17 protein-coding genes are annotated in these 19,108 nt (G+C 41.2%); 9 read left to right on the top strand and 8 right to left on the bottom strand.

Annotation, left to right across the window (positions count from 1 at the left end; all coding sequences use genetic code 11):
• Nucleotides 1-307: 307 nt before the first annotated feature.
• Entirely contained in the window at nucleotides 308-2,257 is a 1,950-nt protein-coding gene (locus BMZ58_RS18015) for an aconitate hydratase (RefSeq protein WP_083412886.1), read from the bottom strand.
• A 305-nt stretch (nucleotides 2,258-2,562) separates the two neighbouring features.
• Between BMZ58_RS18015 and BMZ58_RS18020 the strand changes: the two genes are divergently transcribed.
• Nucleotides 2,563-3,843 (top strand): helix-turn-helix domain-containing protein, encoded by a 1,281-nt coding sequence (locus BMZ58_RS18020; RefSeq protein WP_075037939.1) that lies wholly within the window; start codon nucleotides 2,563-2,565, stop codon nucleotides 3,841-3,843.
• Entirely contained in the window at nucleotides 3,840-3,962 is a 123-nt protein-coding gene (locus BMZ58_RS21665; RefSeq protein WP_279626146.1) for a hypothetical protein, read from the top strand. Before BMZ58_RS18020 ends, BMZ58_RS21665 begins: the two co-directional genes overlap by 4 nt.
• 149 nt (nucleotides 3,963-4,111) lie before the next feature.
• Here the strand turns inward: BMZ58_RS21665 and BMZ58_RS18025 are convergent, their stop codons facing one another.
• From BMZ58_RS18025 to BMZ58_RS18050, 6 genes are all read right to left on the bottom strand, one after another.
• On the bottom strand, nucleotides 4,112-5,518 hold the full coding sequence (locus BMZ58_RS18025) for an MBL fold metallo-hydrolase (protein ID WP_075037940.1): 1,407 nt from the start codon (nucleotides 5,516-5,518) through the stop codon (nucleotides 4,112-4,114).
• A gap of 457 nt (nucleotides 5,519-5,975) precedes the next feature.
• On the bottom strand, nucleotides 5,976-6,485 hold the full coding sequence (locus BMZ58_RS18030) for a DUF6933 domain-containing protein (RefSeq protein ID WP_075037941.1): 510 nt from the start codon (nucleotides 6,483-6,485) through the stop codon (nucleotides 5,976-5,978).
• Nucleotides 6,486-6,572: 87 nt separating this feature from the next.
• Nucleotides 6,573-7,289 (bottom strand): trehalose operon repressor, encoded by a 717-nt coding sequence (treR, locus tag BMZ58_RS18035; protein ID WP_075037942.1) that lies wholly within the window; start codon nucleotides 7,287-7,289, stop codon nucleotides 6,573-6,575.
• Between the two features lie 16 nt (nucleotides 7,290-7,305).
• Complete coding sequence (treC, locus tag BMZ58_RS18040; protein ID WP_208601439.1) at nucleotides 7,306-8,988, bottom strand: alpha,alpha-phosphotrehalase; 1,683 nt, start codon at nucleotides 8,986-8,988, stop codon at nucleotides 7,306-7,308.
• 23 nt (nucleotides 8,989-9,011) lie between these two features.
• Nucleotides 9,012-10,421, bottom strand: a complete 1,410-nt coding sequence (treP, locus tag BMZ58_RS18045) for a PTS system trehalose-specific EIIBC component (RefSeq protein WP_075037943.1) — start codon at nucleotides 10,419-10,421, stop codon at nucleotides 9,012-9,014.
• 23 nt (nucleotides 10,422-10,444) lie between these two features.
• Nucleotides 10,445-10,933, bottom strand: coding sequence for a PTS sugar transporter subunit IIA (locus BMZ58_RS18050; protein ID WP_075037944.1), 489 nt, complete (start codon nucleotides 10,931-10,933; stop codon nucleotides 10,445-10,447).
• A 414-nt stretch (nucleotides 10,934-11,347) separates the two neighbouring features.
• Here BMZ58_RS18050 and BMZ58_RS18055 point away from each other — a divergent pair, with 414 nt between their 5' ends.
• The 4 genes from BMZ58_RS18055 to trhO all read left to right on the top strand — a co-directional run bounded on the left by BMZ58_RS18055 (nucleotide 11,348) and on the right by trhO (nucleotide 16,016).
• Entirely contained in the window at nucleotides 11,348-12,535 is a 1,188-nt protein-coding gene (locus BMZ58_RS18055) for an MFS transporter (protein WP_075037945.1), read from the top strand.
• 59 nt (nucleotides 12,536-12,594) lie between these two features.
• Nucleotides 12,595-13,143 carry a cysteine hydrolase family protein gene (locus tag BMZ58_RS18060; RefSeq protein WP_075037946.1) on the top strand — a complete coding sequence of 183 codons (549 nt, stop codon included), beginning with the start codon at nucleotides 12,595-12,597 and terminating at the stop codon, nucleotides 13,141-13,143.
• A gap of 484 nt (nucleotides 13,144-13,627) precedes the next feature.
• Nucleotides 13,628-14,989, top strand: a complete 1,362-nt coding sequence (locus BMZ58_RS18070) for an MFS transporter (RefSeq protein ID WP_083412888.1) — start codon at nucleotides 13,628-13,630, stop codon at nucleotides 14,987-14,989.
• Nucleotides 14,990-15,074: 85 nt separating this feature from the next.
• A complete protein-coding gene (gene trhO / locus BMZ58_RS18075) occupies nucleotides 15,075-16,016 on the top strand; it encodes an oxygen-dependent tRNA uridine(34) hydroxylase TrhO (RefSeq protein ID WP_075037948.1) in 942 nt (313 codons plus the stop codon).
• Nucleotides 16,017-16,147: 131 nt separating this feature from the next.
• Here the strand turns inward: trhO and thiD are convergent, their stop codons facing one another.
• Complete coding sequence (thiD, locus tag BMZ58_RS18080) at nucleotides 16,148-16,948, bottom strand: bifunctional hydroxymethylpyrimidine kinase/phosphomethylpyrimidine kinase (protein WP_075037949.1); 801 nt, start codon at nucleotides 16,946-16,948, stop codon at nucleotides 16,148-16,150.
• A 113-nt stretch (nucleotides 16,949-17,061) separates the two neighbouring features.
• Between thiD and BMZ58_RS18085 the strand changes: the two genes are divergently transcribed.
• The 3 genes from BMZ58_RS18085 (at nucleotide 17,062) to BMZ58_RS18095 (ending at nucleotide 19,062) form a co-directional block, all read left to right on the top strand.
• Nucleotides 17,062-17,385, top strand: coding sequence for an MGMT family protein (locus BMZ58_RS18085; protein ID WP_075037950.1), 324 nt, complete (start codon nucleotides 17,062-17,064; stop codon nucleotides 17,383-17,385).
• 22 nt (nucleotides 17,386-17,407) lie between these two features.
• Nucleotides 17,408-18,349 carry a PD-(D/E)XK nuclease family protein gene (locus BMZ58_RS18090; RefSeq protein ID WP_075037951.1) on the top strand — a complete coding sequence of 314 codons (942 nt, stop codon included), beginning with the start codon at nucleotides 17,408-17,410 and terminating at the stop codon, nucleotides 18,347-18,349.
• Between the two features lie 80 nt (nucleotides 18,350-18,429).
• Nucleotides 18,430-19,062: an SDR family oxidoreductase gene (locus BMZ58_RS18095; protein ID WP_075037952.1), complete on the top strand. Its 633-nt coding sequence runs from the start codon at nucleotides 18,430-18,432 to the stop codon at nucleotides 19,060-19,062.
• The last annotated feature ends 46 nt before the right edge of the window (nucleotides 19,063-19,108 follow it).

Genomic DNA, 19,108 nt, shown 5'->3' on the forward strand with positions numbered 1-19,108 from the left:
ATTTCCAGCCTGTGATTACAGCAATTTCACCTACATTTAGCTCCCTTTACATGAAGGTGGTTTCGAGTATCATTCTACCGTATGGTGGTCTGGAAAACGGGGAGACTCCTGTGGATGAACATGATAGGTGAGATCCCGGAAGACGAAGTCTGAGGAAGCTCACCACATGCCCACGGAAATGACCCGTTTTCCAGACCACCATCTTCCCACACAAAAGTCTCGAAACCGAGTCTTACGGAATAGGGAGCTTATGTTGAACAATGAGAGCTACAAAAACGGAATGGCTTTATGCCATTCCGTTTTTGGATTAATCCTCTAATCGATTTTTCACCCAGTTGATCAAACCGCCCATTTGCATAATTTCAATTTGACGATCAGAAAGGGCATGCTCGAGCTTCAAAGTCTTGTCTTTGCCTTTGATCTCCACCTCTATTTGAGAAGATTGTTTAATCTTATCACGCAGACCTTTGAATACTAAAACGTCACCTTGTTCAAGTTCCTCCAAATCTTTCCCATCTACAAAAGTAAGTGGTAAGACACCGAAGTTGGCCAAGTTTTGCCAGTGAATCCGAGCAAAGTCTTTGACGATTGCGACCTTAAGCCCCAAATATTTTGGTGCTAACGCTGCGTGCTCACGACTTGATCCCTGACCATAGTTCATACCAGCGACAACCGCATGGCCGCCTTGCTCCCTTATTTCCATTGCCCGATCATGATAGGTTTCATCGACAATTTCAAATGTGAACTTACTGATTTCCGGGAGATTACTTCGATATGGCAGGACACGTGCACCACCTGCTAATATTTCATCTGTTGAAATGTCATCTCCCATCTTCAATAATACAGGAAGTTCCATGTCGTTCGGAAGCTCATCCATTTCAGGAATGGAAGCAACGTTTGGACCTTTTACAAGCTCAACATCTTTTGCTTCTTCAAGTGGAAGTGGTTCGTCGAGCAGTCTAGTATCTACAGTCGGATTATCTAAATCCTTCACGTCAGGGAAATCAAAACCAGCCTTCCGCGGGTCCGTAATTTTTCCGTTCAATGCAGAGACAGCAGCTGTTTCCGGACTGCTCAGGAACACACTGTCTTCTTTAGTACCGGAACGTCCTGGGAAGTTCCGTGGTGTAGTTCGCAAACTATTTCTACCTGTAGCTGGTGCCTGCCCCATTCCGATACAACCATTACAGCCAGCCTGGTGTAAGCGACCACCCGCCTGCAGGAAGTTTGCGATATGTCCCTCTTGAGATAAATCAATCAACATCTGTCTGGATGTCGGGTTGAGGTCGAACGAAACACCATCCGCAATGTGACGTCCTTCTACTATTTTGGATGCGATGGCAAAATCACGGTATCCTGGGTTTGCCGAAGAACCAATGTAGGATTGATAAATCGGTTCGCCTTCTATTTCTTCAATAGGCACCACATTCCCTGGACTTGAAGGCTTCGCTACCATCGGCCCTAAAGATGATAGATCGAGCTCATCGTGGACATCATACTTGGCATCATCGTCAGCAATTAGTTCTACCCATTCATCTTCTCTTCCCTGGAGCTTCATAAAGCGCTTCGTCTCTTCATCAGAAGGGAAGACTGTCCCTGTCGCTCCCAGCTCAGCTCCCATGTTAGCGATAACGTGACGATCCATAGCTGTTAAGTTTTTCAATCCTGGGCCGTAATATTCAAAAACGTGGTTGACGCCACCTTTCACTCCGTGTCTTCTCAACATTTCTAAAATGGCATCTTTAGCGCTGACCCAATCCGGGAGTTCTCCACTGACTTTGACTCCCCAAACTTTTGGCATTTTCACATAAAATGGCTCACCAGCAATTGCCATAGCGACATCAATCCCGCCTGCTCCCATTGCAAGCATTCCCATACATCCATTAGCACACGTATGACTGTCAGAACCTAGTAAAGTCTTACCTGGCTTCGCTAAGCGTTGCATATGGACCGGGTGACTGACCCCATTTCCTGGACGGCTGAAGTGTAACCCGAATCGTTTAGCCGCACTTTCTAGAAAAAGGTGGTCATCAGGATTTTTACTATCCTCCTGAATTAAGTTATGGTCAACATATTGAGCTGAGGCTTCTGTTTTAGCACGCTCAATTCCCATCGCTTCAAGCTCCAGCATAACCATTGTCCCTGTAGCATCTTGTGTAAGCGTTTGATCAATTTTTAAACCGATTTCAGATCCCGGAATCATCTCTCCTTCCACCAAATGGTCTTTAATCAATTTTTGTGTGACATTATAACCCACACCCATTCCTCCTTCTCGCTTTTAATCGCTGACGTTCTTGGTGAAAATAAATTTTCCCTGTACTTTTTATACCCTTAATGTTGTATGATTACTCATAGATCCCAAATTTACCCTTTTCAACATCCAAAAACTTGAAATCTATGAAAGTCCCACTTCCAAAGTCCCCTTAAAGGCTTAAAAAATTCATGACTTGGGAAACTATTGAATATTGTTGAAAATAGCAGAACGAACATGTATTCTAAAGATAGATTTGAAAGAGCAAACACTCTGGCAAATCGACAGTTGATCAACTAGGTGTGTGGAAAATGGAATATGGTAAAGTGCTTCGATTCCATCGTGTAAAACAAGGGCTGACACAAAATCAGCTTGCAGATGGAATAATCTCACCAGCGTACCTATCTAAGATTGAGAACGACCAAACCGTTCCTGCGTTCGAGGTACTTGAGCACCTTTACGAACGTCTCGGTCTTGATTTTCACGACTCTTCTTATAACCACCCTTCAAAAGAAAAGTTGAAGGAATGGTATGAACTCATTGTCTTCAAAAAAAACGAAGAGTCAAGAAAGTGTATGGAAGAACTCATTCAACAAAAAGATACGCTCAATAACCATCATTTGTATATATTTTTTGAATTGTTTCGCATTCGCCATCTGCTGTTAGAAAACGAGGTGGAGAAGGCTTATGAAGCTTGGAAAGATATCCGTCAATATGAGGATACATTTGATGAAGAGATGGAGTATTATTTCCATTTAGGATCAGGGCTTGTCCTTTATTACCAGGGAGATTACGAAAATTCCTACCTCCAATTGATGGAAGCAAAGAATCACAGTGTTTCTATCAATTTAGAAGATTGGGAGGAAAGTGATTTATACTATCTTCTTGCATTAAGTGCCAGCCAAGCGAACAATATTTCTGCTTCTATTTTCAATGCTGATCAAGCATTGACCATTTTCCAGAAGCAATACAACTTGGTCAAAAGCGCTGATTGCCATATTTTATTAGGCATCAATTACGGAAGATTGAAAAATTACGGCAAAGCACTCGAAAACTATCACTTGGTAAGTAAGATTGCTACCCAAACGAAAGACTATTACCAATTGGGTTTGGTCTATCACAACATAGGAGTAATCGAGTCTAGAAGAGGAAATTATGAAGCTGCACTAATGAATTATAAAAGGAGTTTTTCGTATAAGTCAAAAACAGCTTCAGTCCATGAAATCTTCGAAACAATTTATTGCTTAATACTTGAATATTATAAATTAAATGAATTAGAAGATTGTAGCAAATGGATAAATGAAGGTTTTTCTTATCTAAATTCCTCTATAAATGATACAACTACAGATGAAATTCACCTAAACATTTATACAATGTTAATTAATAAAGATAATAACGCTGCTCATTATCTAGAAGGTGTTGCAATCCCTCACTTTCTGGAGAGAAAACAACATCGTTTTGTTATTAGATATTGTCTTATTTTATCAGAATTATTAGAAGCTGAAAGAAGCTATAAAAAATCTTCTAAATACTTAAGGTTAGCAATTGATTTGTTAAATAAATATTCGAACTTAGGAGGTATGATATTATGAAAAAGTTAATAGGTTTTGTAGCTATACTTGGTATTGTTTTTTCTTTAGCAGCAAATGTTTCATACACTGATACTGCTGAAGAATCTCATCCTCGACCACTAGTTGTGGATGAAATTTAATTTTGTGTGTTAATTCCAATTAACATAAATTAACACCTCCCCTAATCCTATACCTATACAAACTTTTGCCTCTACTTTAATAGTAGAGGTCTTTTTTTATTCCTAACAGAATAGCTCTGCTTCACTTCCAAAGAAACAGAGCTTTCTTTTTATGACTGTTCTAATTTATCGCGTTCTTTCCAGGCGGAAAATCCACCTTTCAAGTTCAAGACATCTTTATGACCATAAGCTTGCAACAAACTTGACGCTATGGCCGACCTTACACCTGACTGGCAGTGGACGATTGGTGTACGGCCAGAAGGAACTTCATCGAGGCTCTCCTTCAATTTCCCTAACATGATGTGATAGGCGCCATCTATGTGGTCATCATCCCATTCACTATTATTTCTCACGTCGATGATTACGTAATCATCATGATCTTTGTAGTGCTTAGCAAGTTCTTCCGGGGTAATGCTTTCATAGGTTTCCATCCCTCCATAGGCTTCCAGTTCTGCCATATCCACATACCCGACGAGGTTATCCAAACCGATGGATTCTAAAGAGAGCTTCGTTTGTGATATTTGTTTTTCTGGTCCCACGAGGATGATTTTTTGATCATAATCTACTAACCACCCCGCCCAATTAGTGAAAGAGCGATTATAAGGAATGTTGATGGTTCCACTTATATGGCCTGCTGCAAACTCTGAGGATTTTCTTGTATCAATAATCACATAGGAACTGTTGTGGTAATCTTCTATATCCCGAAGTGCTATTTGCTTGATTTCACGTTCCTTTTCCAGGGATGGACCTTGTTTATTCATCTTTTTCATCATAGCAAAATACTTCGGCGGTTCAGGTTGACCTTGGAGCAACTCTTCGGTAAATGAACTCTCATCGATGCATTTCAATGCCCAGTTATTTTCTTTTTCATAACCTACTGTGGAAGATGGAACAGCTCCTAAAGATTTTCCACACGAACTTCCAGCTCCATGCCCTGGCCAAATTTGCACGTAATCCGGCAGTTTTTTGAATCGTTGAACAGATCGAAACATTTGTTCCGCACCCTTATCGGCTGTTCCTTCTGCTCCTGCCGACTTTTCTAATAAGTCAGGCCGTCCAACATCGCCTACAAAAACAAAATCTCCTGTAAAAACACCCATAGGGACAGTCGATCCTCCACCTTCATCAGTCAGTAAAAAGGATAGGCTCTCGGGTGTATGACCTGGTGTATGGATGACATCGATCCTGATATTACCAACGTAAATCTCGTCCCCATCTTTGACTAATTGATGCTCAATTTCATTCAAGTATTGATATTTCCAGTCTTCATCTCCTTCGTCGGAAACGTAAAGTTTAGCTCCTTTTTCGTTCGCCAGCTCTCTTGCTCCTGAAAGAAAATCCGCATGTATATGTGTTTCTGCTGCTTTTGAAAGATTAAACCCCTCTTTTTTTGCTGTTTCATAATAAGCAGTAAGGTCTCTGGCGGGATCGATCACTATCGCTTCTCCTGTCTTTTGGCATCCGATCATATAAGACATTTGTGCTAATCCTTCATCAAAATAAGATTTAAAAAACATCGCAAGCCCTCCATATGCAATTTATCCTTACTATGTAACATACCCGCACACGTATAAAGGAAACATAATCCCTCTTAGTATTTCCCCTTTTTCAAATCAAATCCTCCAAAAAACGCTCCCTATTCTTTATCTCGAAATAACCTTCAAGTAAAGGGAGCATAATGTAAGTGAAAGTGTGGTGATTACGGCTAATTGTTATTCTCCCTCTCCTTATGGCAGGGTTATTGTTATGCGATTTCGAGTAACTCATACGGCAAGGGTCTTGGGGGAAGGAGCGAGGCGAGACCCCGCAAGGCTTTAGCCTGAGGAAGCTTGCCAGTTCCCTCGCAGGAAAGCGAGTCCTTCCCCCCACGACCCTTAAACTCCCACAAACATCTCGAAATCGAGTCTTCAAGAATACTGCCATATAGTTTAATAGTTAGGAGACACAATGAAAAAGAGCAGGAGTGTGAGTACACTACTGCTCTTTAAAATAGTTAATAAACGCCTTATGAGGGAATGTGTGCTCTAAATTTAAGAACGGTAAATCCTTATTACTGGACTCATTGATTTTAGCTGCATCAATCTCTTCATAGGTTTGACCCTGAACAGAATCCTCAGCGAAAAATTTGATTTCCTTCATCATTCCTAAAACCTTACGACTTTTCGTTTTTGTAAAAACAACCTCATCCGCCTTATCCAGCACTTTATCTGCTACCTCTTTTTCAATATCTAATAACTGGAAAAGTTGCTTTAGTGAGCCTTTGATGACACTGTCCAAATGTTCAAACTGCTGTTTTCTCAACCCGAATAATGTCAAATTCAGACCTGTTGCATTATTCATAAGGATTAAACATTTTCTGCGGTTCAGGGTAACGATATTTGCGTGCCATTGGTATATCTCTGGCACTTCATTGTACTCTTCCACATCCTCTATAGGTTTAGTCAATTCATTTTGCAACTTTTTTGTAGCTCCGATTACGAACAATCCATCCACCTCATTATCAGTTGTCTTGCTCCTATTTTAACGTTTTCGTGTAAAAAAACAAAGAAGATATAAAACACCCTTCTTCGTTTAAACTTTCGTTCGTCTGGCAAAATCGACGAATTGAAATTTATCCGGTCTATGACGGGATTCCGTGAATTGGAAAGCAGTCGTATCGGCTAAATACACATAACTCCGGATGACAACCACTTGCTGATGTCCTTTCAAATCGAGAAACTCCTGATCTTCTTCTGTCACTGTCTCGACCACGATCTCTTTCTTTGCAAAACTGATTTCAAGGCCCAGTTCATTTTCAATGTATTCATAAAGAGAGTTTTTTGCAATTTCTTTAGTCAAGTCAGGCACAGTATCTTGCAGAATATAATCTTTATCTAAAATGATCCGCTCTCCTCCTATTTCCCTGGAACGAACCACCTTCCATACATGGGAAGCCGGATCACAATTCAATTGTGTGCACACTTGAGAACTCCCTTTATTAAGCGTAAGTTCATGGACATGGGTACGGAAGCTTTTCCCTAAGCGTTCCGATAACTCTTTGAAGCTCGTTAAGCCTGATACGGGAAATTCAAACTTGTCTCGATCTAGAACGACAGACCCTTTTCCTCGGACTTTTTGAATATAACCATTCTGCGAAAGTAAATTTAAAGCTTTCCGGATTGTTTCTCTCGATGTTTGGAAGTGACGACTCAGTTCGTGTTCAGAAAGGAGAGTATCCCCTGAGGAATACTCTCCTTTCTGTATATCTTTGACAATTTTGTTGTAAATCTCAACATACTTATTTTTCATTCCACGTCCCCAACCTTTAATTGGCAAAATAATATACAACCGATTCGTATGGACGAAGGCTGATGTTTCTGTAATCTGTTGTAGAGTCTTCATAATTGCTCAAGAGGATTTCAGCTTCCCCGTCTAATGGGACTTCCGCCGGTATAGCGAAGTTCGTTTCTTCTCCGTAAAAGTTATTAACGACAAGAAGTTTTTCTCCATTCCATTCGCGCAAATATGCGAATACACGGTCATGTTCTGGTCTCAAGAGGAGGTAATCTCCATGAGTGATAATGTCATGGGATTTGCGTAACTCGATAAGCTTCTGATAGTGATTGAAAATGGAATCTTTTTTATCCAGGACTACTTCTGCGTTAATGTCCCTATAGTTATCAGCCACACTTATCCATGGAGTCCCACTTGTGAAGCCAGCATTTTTTTCGGTATTCCATTGGACAGGTGTACGGGAATTGTCACGGGATTTCTGTTTTAAAATATCCATGATCCTCTCTTCCCTTACACCCTTCGCTTTGAACTCTTCATACATATTCAAAGACTCCACATCGCGATAGCGTTCGATACTCTCGAATTTCGGATTCGTCATCCCGAATTCTTCTCCCTGATATATATACGGAGTTCCTTGCATCATATGGATGGTTGTTGCCAGCATCTTTCCTGATTTCTCTGGGTATTTTTCATCATCACCAAATCTGGATAGGACACGCGGCTGGTCGTGATTACACCAGAACAAGGCATTCCAGCCATTTCCTTTGTTCATTTCATCCTGCCACTTAGAGAGAATTTGCTTTAGTTCCTGAAAGTCAAAATCTGCAACTGTCCACTTTTCCCCATTCGGATAGTCGACTTTCAAATGATGAAAGCTAAACGTCATACTCAACTCATTACGCTCGGGAGCTGTGTATTTAATGCAATGTTCAATCGTCGTTGAAGACATCTCCCCGACAGTCATCAAATCATAGGGTTCGAATACTTCACGGTTCATTTCCTGCATGAACTCGTGCACACGGGGACCATCGGTGTAAAATTTACGTCCGTCCCCAGGCGCTACACTTCCGTCATCATTAGGGAACTCTTGATCTTTTGAAATAAGGTTGATGACGTCGAGTCGGAAGCCGTCTACCCCTCTTTCAGCCCAGAAGCGCATCATTTCATATATTTCTTCGCGCATCTGTTCGTTTTCCCAGTTCAAATCTGCTTGAGTCACGTCGAATAGATGCAGGTAGTATTGACCAGTTTCCTTATCATATTCCCATGCATTCCCACCGAATTTAGATTGCCAATTCGTCGGCTCTTCCCCATTTACAGGTTTACGCCAAATATAATAATCACGGTAGGGGTTGTCTTTCGATTTCTTCGATTCCTGGAACCAATGGTGTTCTGTGGACGTGTGATTGACTACGATATCCATAATCAATTTCATCCCTCGATCATGCGTTTCCTGGAGTAACCGCTCGAAGTCTTCCATTGTCCCATATTCCTCGTGGATATCAAAATAATCACTGATGTCATATCCATTATCATTTTGCGGAGACTTGTACATCGGGGTCAGCCAAAGGACATCGACCCCGAGTTTCTTCAAATAATCTAACTTTTCTATAATGCCTTGAATGTCACCGACACCGTTCCCTGTCGTGTCATTAAAACTTTTCGGATAAATTTGATAAACGACAGCTTTTTTCCACCAAGGTTGTTCAATCATTGTAGCACCACCGTTTCAAAATTTTATACGTCTTTTTTACGCTTGGCATATAGGTACGTACCGACAAGCGGAAGAACGATAACAATAATCATACCGATTATAAAGTCGAACCAGTAATCAGCTACAATCGAAAAGATCCCTGGAACACCACCGACTCCAATAGAGCTTGCTAATACCCCTTGAGCAGATATATATAATCCTGCGATTGCAGAAGAACTTATAGCGATGATAAAAGGGTACTTGAAGCGTAAGTTCACACCAAACAAGGCTGGTTCTGTGATCCCTAACCATGCTGATATTCCGGAAGATACCCCCAGACCTTTCAACTTATCGTCTTTCGCTGCTAACCAAATCGCAAATGCGGCTGAACCTTGAGCAATGTTGGATAGAGCAAGCATCGGCCACAGGAAGGTTGTTCCTGTACTACCTACCAATTGAATATCTACAGCTAAGAAGGTATGGTGCATACCTGTGATTACGAGTACTCCATAAAGTCCACCGTAGATGAATCCACCTAACCATGCAAATGTATCAAAGATGTTTACAAGGCCATCTGTAATCCAGTTACCTATTCCAAATGTGATCGGTCCAATGATGATAAACGTCAAGAAGCCAGTGACTAGTAAAGAAATCGGACCAACAAATAACAATTGTATACTATCAGGAATTCTGTTACGTAAAAACAATTCAATTTTCGTCAATACATAGGAAGCGACTAAAACAGGTAAAACTTGACCCTGATAGCCGATTTTTTCTACTTGCATTCCAAATAAATCCCATGTTGGCACGGATCCATCAGCGACAGCGTCACCGTAAGACCATGCATTAAGCAGATCAGGATGGACAAGGACTAGACCGATAACAATACCGAGAATCGGACTACCACCGAACTTTTTAACAGCCGACCAACCTATAAGTCCGGGCAAGAACACGAATGCAGTGTTCGCTATAATAATGATCATGTTAGCTATATCTGCCCATTGTGGATACACATCAATAATCGATTGTTCGTCCCAGAAGATTCCTTGGGCTGTAAGAATGTTATTAATTCCTAATAGCAAACCTGCAGTAACGATGGCAGGTAAGATAGGAATGAATATGTCCGCCAACGTTTTGATCGCACGCTGAAGCGGGTTCATATTCCCTTTTGAGGCTTCTTTTACTTCCTCTTTGGAAGACTCTCCAATACCCGCAAGAGCTACTAATTCTTTATAAACCTTATCAACGGTCCCTTGCCCGACTACAATCTGAAATTGGCCATTTGTTGAAAAAGATCCTTTTACAGCATCGATATTATTCAACTTTTCATTATCTACTATTCCTTCATCATGCAGTGCTAAACGCAGGCGTGTGACACAGTGGGTAGCAGCAGATAAGTTTTCCTTTCCGCCGATCGCTTCCAGTATTTGCTCGGCCTGTTTCTTATGGTTCATTACAATCCCTCCGCTGTCCTTTATTATTTTTTCTTAACTGTCATTAATGAAGTGGATCCTGCTTTCAACTCGACATCTTCTTCTACATGTACCTCAAAGCTATCACTATTTGTAATGATAATTGGAGTTATCGTACTCTTCGCCTTTTCTTTAACTAAGTCCAAATCAAAAGAAATTAACTTGTCCCCGACACTCACTTTATCCCCCTGAGCTGCAAAAGCTTCAAAACCTTCGCCTTCCATCGCTACCGTTTCCAAACCGATATGAATCAAGACTTCTGCTCCGCTTTTCGTCTCCAGACCTACGGCATGCTTTGTAGGAAAGACTTGAACAACCTTTCCTTCCACTGGGCTAACTACAAGTCCGTCTTCCGGATCCACAGCTATCCCCTCCCCCATCATCTTTTGAGAAAAGACAGGGTCCGGCACTTCTTCTAATGCCACCTTCTTTCCTGTTAAAGGTGAAGTTACATTTAATACTGTCTCTTTATTTCCAAACAATTTCTTAAACAAACTCGATCTCCTCCTCAAACGCTTACATATATTTGTTTTATAACTTGTATATACATGATTCAATTTGATTATAATTTGTATATACAAGTTATGCAACCGTTAACAACATATTATTATTAATGGATTTCCCTTCCTTCCGGTTGAAAAACTTATTTATGTAAAAATTACAAAGGAATCCTCTCTAGGTTAGTAAATGATTTAGGTAATACAACCTTTTTCTTCATTTTATAGACCATGCAGCTATCCTCCCTCGAAATGTATATCCATTTCCCACTTATTTTCCAAATATGATGACTTCAAAGGTTTCGGATCCTGGCCATTTATGTTATATATTTAGGGTGTCGAAATAAAAAGGAAGAAGGGATCATTATCCTCAATAAACAACACTCTCAAGCGAAAAAGAACTTATGGATCATGTGGTTCGCAAATTTCTTTATTGCTGGAAGTATCACTATGGTCCTTCCGTTTTTGTCTTTGTATATAGAAGAACTCGGAAACTACTCTGATGCTTATGTACAAACATGGTCTGGATGGGTTTTCGGTGTGACATTTGTGTCTGCTTTTTTATGCTCACCTATTTGGGGAAAAATCGGAGATAAGTATGGCAGAAAGAAAATACTGATCCTTTCTGCCAGCGGACTCGCTCTTTCCGTTTTACTAATGGGGTTCGTCACCTCCGTGTGGCAACTCTTCCTCCTTCGCTTGTTTATGGGAGTTTTCACAGGTTTCATCCCAATGTCCCAGGCGCTCATTTCCACCCAGACACCTAAAAACATCGCTGGTCAGGTTCTTGGTTCATTACAAACTGGAAGTATTACCGGAAGTTTAATGGGGCCGATGCTTGGTGGATGGATTGCAGACTCTATTGGTTATGCGACCACCTTTCAATACGTATCCATTACAGTCGCACTCTCTGCCTTGATTGTTTACTTCGGTATCCATGAACAACGGATTGAAAAAGAGGGGGATGATGAAAAAGCGAGCTACCGATCAAAGGAAGTGCTGGCCCATATTTTGAAGCACCCTGTGTTATTGATGGTCATGGTTGTATCGTTATTTGTTCAAATCGCCCATTTCAGCATTCAACCGATCCTTTCTTTATTTGTCGGAGAATTACATGGGCTAGAAAACTTAGCACTTTTTTCTGGAATTGCTTTTTCAGCAGCTGGGCTCGGCAACTTGATGATGGCAAGACAGTGGGGGAAAATCGCAGATCGAATCGGCTATATAAAAATCCTTGTCGTTTTATTATTTATGGCAGGGATCGTTTATCTACCCGCCGCTTTCGTTACTAACATATGGCAATTGGTCGCCCTTCGATTCTTACTGGGGGTATCAATTGGCGGCATCATTCCCGTTCGTACCGCCTACATTCGTCAGGAAGCCCCTGTTGCTATGCAAGGAGAAGTGTTAGGCTACAATACGAGCATTCGCTTCCTTGGTAATATTATAGGTCCCTCTATGGGTGGAATGATTGCAGGGTTTTATGGTTTTTCCATGGTGTTTTTTGTTACTAGTGGATTACTGATATTTTCTGGAGCCCTTATGTTCGTAACTATGAATAAAAAACATGCCTCTCCTAAACAAGTTCCCAGTTATTAAACAACTTTTTCTGCTGGCCTTCTGTTAATATAGGTGTAAAGACATAAGGAGAGGATACAATGAACCGCGCTTTAGTCGTCATTGATTACACGAACGATTTTGTTGCCGATGAGGGAGCGTTAACCTGTGGTAAACCGGCCCAAGTATTAGAAAATTACATGGATGACCTTACCCGACAGTTTTTAAATGGCGGAGATCTTGTGGTAATGGGAGTAGATGTGCATGAAAAAGACGATCCATATCATCCAGAAACGCCCCTCTTCCCTCCTCATAACATTCGCGGAACGAGCGGACGCGATTTATATGGGACACTTCAAAACATTTACGAGCAAAATAAACACAAAGAAAATTTGCTCTATATAGATAAGACTCGTTACAGCGCCTTTGCAGGAACGGACCTTGACTTAAAATTTCGAGAACGTGGGATTAATGACTTGCACCTTGTCGGAGTTTGCACAGATATTTGCGTTCTGCATACAGCCATTGACGCATATAACCATGGGTACACTATCCACATCCATAAGAACGGTGTAGCCAGTTTCAACCAGACCGGCCACGACTGGGCTTTATCCCATTTCGAAACAACCTTAGGCGCAAAAATAATATAACTCATCAACTATCCGGCAGTATACTTGATGACTAGATTTTTAGATATTTGGGGCGAGTTTCCCGAAAAATCTGAGGGTGAACCTGCCCTATATTGGAGGACAATCATCCTTTGATGCCTTGGCTATATGAATTTTCAGCCACCAAAGTTCCTTACTTTTACAATGCGGTTTCGAGAATTTCTAAATCGTATGGCGTGGGAAAACGGGGGTCTCCTGAGGGAATGGATGGGAGGCGAGACCCGCAGAGCTTTTGCTGGCTTGCCCAATCACCAAGGAAAGCTACTTGTTTTCCCACCCACTATATTCACAACCAAACGTCTTCAAACTGAGCCTTCAAGAATAGGGAGCTTTGGTGGGGGAACGTTTAGGGGATGACCCTCCAATATTTGTTGGGGGTCATCCCCTTTACCTTTCTCTTACCAGCGGACTTGTGGTATAGTACTTCGGGTGTCTAATGTTTTCATAGAAAGGAAGAAACGTCGATATGGAAGCAATAACCCGTCCTTCCAACGAGCACTTCCGGACAGTGTTCATTTTAAGTGCTTCTATTTTAATAGTGGTTATGAATACAACGATGTTCAACATAGCTTTACCCAATATATTGCGTGAGTTTGCTTTACAACCTTCTGAAGGAGCCTGGATTGTTTCAGGTTATTCTATCGTTCTTGCCATCTTTACGATCACGTTCACACGATTATCGGATTACTTGCCCATCCGCACTTTGTTGACGCTTGGTATATGCATCTTCAGTCTTTCCTCATTCATAGGTTTTTTCGCTGAGAGTTATCTTTGGCTATTGATTGCCCGCTTAAGTCAAGCAGCAGGAGCAGCAGCCATCCCTGGGTTATCCATGGTTTTTGCCGGTCGATATATTCCGATGTCTAGACGCGGAAGTGCCTATGCCTTAATCGCATCCGCAACCTCTTTAGGCTTCGGGCTTGGTCCTGTTGTAGGCGGGGTCATTACCGATTTTCTCAACTGGAATTATCTTTTCCTTATTACTACTATGGTCAGTGTACTGCTACCCGTTTTGTATAAATTCATGCCAACGGAAACATCAACACGTGCACGCTTTGATGTATTTGGTGCATTATTGTCCGGAAGTAGTGCAACTCTGTTTCTGCTCTATATTTCTACTTTCACCCCCTACTATTTATTAGGAGGGCTGCTTTCGGCAGCATTACTCTGGTGGAGGGTGAATCGGACAAATGCGCCATTCATCCAACCCGGACTCGTTTTGAACAGGCATTATAGAAAAATTGTATTTCTAAGCTATGCCGGCTTCACTTTACACTTCGCCGTCTTATTCTTAATGCCGATTATGCTTGAACAAGTATATGGTCGTGGGGCAGCTGCAATCGGATTTATTATTTTCCCTGGAGCTATGCTATCTGCAATCGCAGCTATTTATGTCGGCCGCCTCATGGATGCTTACGGTAATGTTAAACTACTATTTTTATCACAAGGGTTACTGATGATTTCTGCCTTTATCTTCTTTTTCACAGCAGGAAAAAGTCCTTATATGATAATGATCGCTTATATGTTTACAAGCTTCGGGTTTTCAAGCCTTTCATCCAGCTCAACAAATGAAGTGTCAAGAATCTTACCGACAGAACAGATTGGTGCGGGCATTGGTCTTAAACAACAGACCCACTTTATTGGCAGTGCCACCGGTTCTGTTCTCGCTGGTATTTTACTAGAACTAAGTTCGCAACCTTACACAGCTGAAAATTTCAAATTACCTTTCGGCTTCTTAATTGTTCTTATGTCTGCTTCAGCCATCGCCCTGGCTATCTATGCCCGCCAAATCAAGCAGGTGGAGAATGTTCAAGAAAATGACATTTGAATTCTAAATGAAAATCGAATATGATGAACTATGGACTTTTATGTTAATTACTACTGTTTATATATAAATATAGGAGGAATCACTTATGAGCTCAAAAGATTATCGAGTTCTGCTGTATTATAAGTATGTCGACCTTCCTGACTATGAAGAATATTGCAACAACCACCTGAAATTTTGTAAAGACCTTGGTTTGAAAGGGAGAATCATCGTTTCTCACGAAGGTATTAACGGCACTGTTTCAGGTACGGTGGAACAAGTGGAAGAATATATGGATTACGTTCGTTCCGATGAGCGTTTCGCAGATATCCATTTCAAAATTGATGAGCATGAAGGACACGCGTTCAAGAAAATGCATTGCCGTGTGAAACCAGAACTTGTCAACTGGAGTATCGAAGAAGACGACATCGACCCGAAAACCTTCGGCGGAAAACATTTGAAACCGAAAGAATTCAACGAAATGCTGAAAGATGAAGATACAATCGTTATTGATGGACGTAATGAATATGAATACCGTATTGGTCACTTCCGCAATGCTATTCAACCAGATGTCAATCATTCCCGCGAGTTCCCTGAATGGATTGCAGAAAATGCCGATCAGTGGAAAGACAAGAAAGTCTTGACCTACTGCACAGGTGGAATCCGTTGTGAAAAACTCACAGGAATTCTGAAGAAAAATGGTGTCGAAGATGTCTATCAATTAGAAGGTGGCATTACCACTTATGGAAAAGACCCTGAGGTCAAAGGGGAACTTTTCGATGGTAAAATGTATGTATTCGATGAGCGTATTTCTGTACCGATCAACAAGGTGGAAGAGAAAATAATCGCTGAATGTGAGCATTGCGGGAAAGCAGAAGATCGTATGATCAACTGTAGTAACCCTGTATGTAACCGTCAATATGTATGTTGCAAAGAATGTGAAGAAGAACAGCATGCCGCTTGTACAGCAGAATGCAAAGAACATCCTGAAAACCGCTGGGATGTTGTCCGCAAAAAACAAATTGATAAATATGACCGTATCAACGGATAATTATTTCCCCCACTTTTTTCGTAAGTGGGGTTTTTTATTTAGTAATCTTACACGTCACCAGCGACTTGTAATATACGGGATAAAAAACCGCCCTCCTCTGAATAGTGAAGGGCGGATAGTTTATGGAAATGCTACTCTTTGATTCTATGGGCTGCATGATAAGTGGAACCGATACCGCGATCGAAAGATAAGGCATGTCGAATGGCAGTCGTTACAAATGACTTAGCACGACGGACGGCTTCTTCTACTGGGAAACCATTAGCAAGCTCTGCCGTAATCGCTGCCGAGTATGTACAACCTGCCCCGCTTGTATGAGTAGTTTTCACACGTTCCGATTCCAGTTCCACCATACTTGATCCATCATAAAGCATGTCTACAGCAGGATAATTCTTCAAACTGCCCCCTTTGACCAATACATATTGAGGACCGAGCTGGTATAAGTCACTCGCCACCACTTTCATATCCTCCGGTGTTTCAGGTACAGGACAATTCAACATTCGTGCAGCTTCATGTAAATTAGGTGTCACTACTTTAGCAAGGGGCACCAATTTTTCCTTAAGTGTATCAATTGCTTCATCTTTCAATAATTGAGACCCCATTTTCCCAATCATCACAGGGTCGACCACCACATTTTTGTTTCCCGACTCTTTAATTAAACTAGCAGTCCGACTTATGATTTCCTTTGTGAAAAGCATGCCTGTTTTAAGAGCGTCTATACCGACATGTTCTAAAGAAGCATACACTTGTGCTTCAACTGACTCCACCTGTTGGGTGAATATTCCCTGGTCCGTCTGCTTGTTGTTAGCTACAATAGCTGTTATGGCACTCATCCCATAAACATTGAATTCTTCAAATGTCTTCAGATCAGCCTGGATACCTGCACTTCCTTGCGCAGCAGAACCAGCAATGGTCAACACTCTTCCTATACTCATCGCATTTGCACCCCTCTCTATTTCTTCTGATATGAATTGTATCAATTTTAGAGGCTTGATTCTATTCATGGTCATTGGAGTTACGTTAAAATGAAAAGAAAGGAGACGATAGCATGCAACCTTTCACGGAAAGGGTATTGAAAATAATCCTTAGCATTCCAAAAGGTCGGGTGATGTCCTATGGCCAAATAGCAGGATGTGCAGGCAATCCACGAGCAGCCAGACAAGTGGTAAGAGTTCTCTATACATTAAGTGACAAATACAGTCTCCCCTGGCATCGTGTAGTCAATGCTAAGGGAGAAATAGTGATCAAGGAAGACAACAATAAAAAAACACAACGCGACCTTCTTGAAGCAGAAGGCGTTACAGTCATAAATAATAGAATACCTTTGCAAAAATATAATTATTACCCAACGTTTACTTTTGAAGAATATTGATTATAGATGAAGGATGTTTAATATGTTTGAAGTAAGACCATATCCAGAGCTTTCCTGGTCATTATCCCGTCATAAGACGATGCTCACTTGTTCAAGGAAATACGCCTATGATTATTATATTTCCCATAATGGATGGATAAGTTCTGCTGATCCATTAGCAAAGCAGACATACCGCTTAAAAAAAATAACCAATCTCGAAATGCACTTTGGCAGCGTCGTCCACGACCTTATCTATCAAACGATCCAAGCTAGTTTGAAGAACCAACCAATACTAAGTGAACAAGCATTTATTGATGAAATCAGACGTCACTTGAACCGTGGATTTATTGAATCGACAAAGAAAGAGCATTTATGGCAAAACCGCCCGAAGCATTACACCATGCTTCACGAAATCTATTATAGTCAAACAGGTTCGTTGCCTGAAGCAAAGGTGAAAAAGATTACCGACCGCCTTCATAGGACGGTATCGAACTTCTTTTCAAGCAAAACATTCACTGATGTACGAAGCAAAGAATATATGGAATTTGTAGAATCCGAGACTTTTCGCTATATGAAGACAGAAGAAGCAAAGGTTTACATCGTCATGGACCTTGTTTATAAAGACCTAAACCGCGATAAATGGGTGATTGTAGATTGGAAAACCGGAAAGTCATCGGACGAAGATCGTAATCAACTTGCTTTATACGCTCTATATCTACTACAAAAACACAACATTGAATCCCTCGATGATATTATCATCCGAAATGAATATTTAGTGGATGGCACGCATGTCGAACATCAACTGACGGATCAAGACTTGGTGAACGTGCAGCATTTATACCAGATCAGTATGGAACAAATGAAACTTTTCTTAGAAGATGGCAGCCAGAATCGACCTCTGCCTATTGATCAATTTCCAATGCAGGATGATCCGCGCGTCTGCGCCCGATGCAACTATCAGGAACTTTGTTTTCCCCCATATTAAAGAAACCATCGTGTTTGAATGGCATGGAAAATGGCTAAATATTAACTGGAACGTTATTTTTAAAGGAGTTGTGATAATAGATGAAAGTACTAGTAGCAGGAGCTAATGGTCATACAGGACGCCTACTTATCCAGTACCTTAAAGAAGACGGTCATGAACCTTATGGATTGATTCGGAAAGAAGAGCAGAAAGCAACGGTTGAAAAACTGGGCGGTACCCCCGTACTAGCAGACTTGACCAAAGATATCGGTCATGCCGTAAAAGGTATGGATGCCGTAATGTTCGCTGCTGGTTCTGGGTCGAGTACTGGTGCAGATCAAACCGAAGCAGTCGATCGCGATGGTGCCATTAACCTTGTTAAAGCAACGGAAAATTCAGGGATCAAGAAATTCGTCATGTTAAGTGCCATTGCAGCAGGAGAGCCTGAGCGCGGACCTGAAGCATTACAACATTACTTGAAAATGAAGGATGAAGCAGACGAGTATTTGAAGAATACTGAACTCGATTATACGATTGTACGACCTGGTGGCTTAACTCATGAAGAAGGAACGAGCAAGATTAAAGTTGGTGAGAAGGTTGACCGGGGTTCGATTCCTCGTGCAGACGTAGCGAAGACGATGATTGCAGTACTTCAAGAGCCAAATGCTTATCATAAGACCTTCGAAATGGTTTCAGGCGACACGCAAATTGAAGATGCATTAAAGACTCTATAATAATCATAGAAGCAGGCTCAACCACCCTTTTGTTGAGCCTGCCTCT

The organism is Halobacillus dabanensis (assembly GCF_900114165.1).
Classification (GTDB): domain Bacteria; phylum Bacillota; class Bacilli; order Bacillales; family Halobacillaceae; genus Halobacillus; species Halobacillus dabanensis.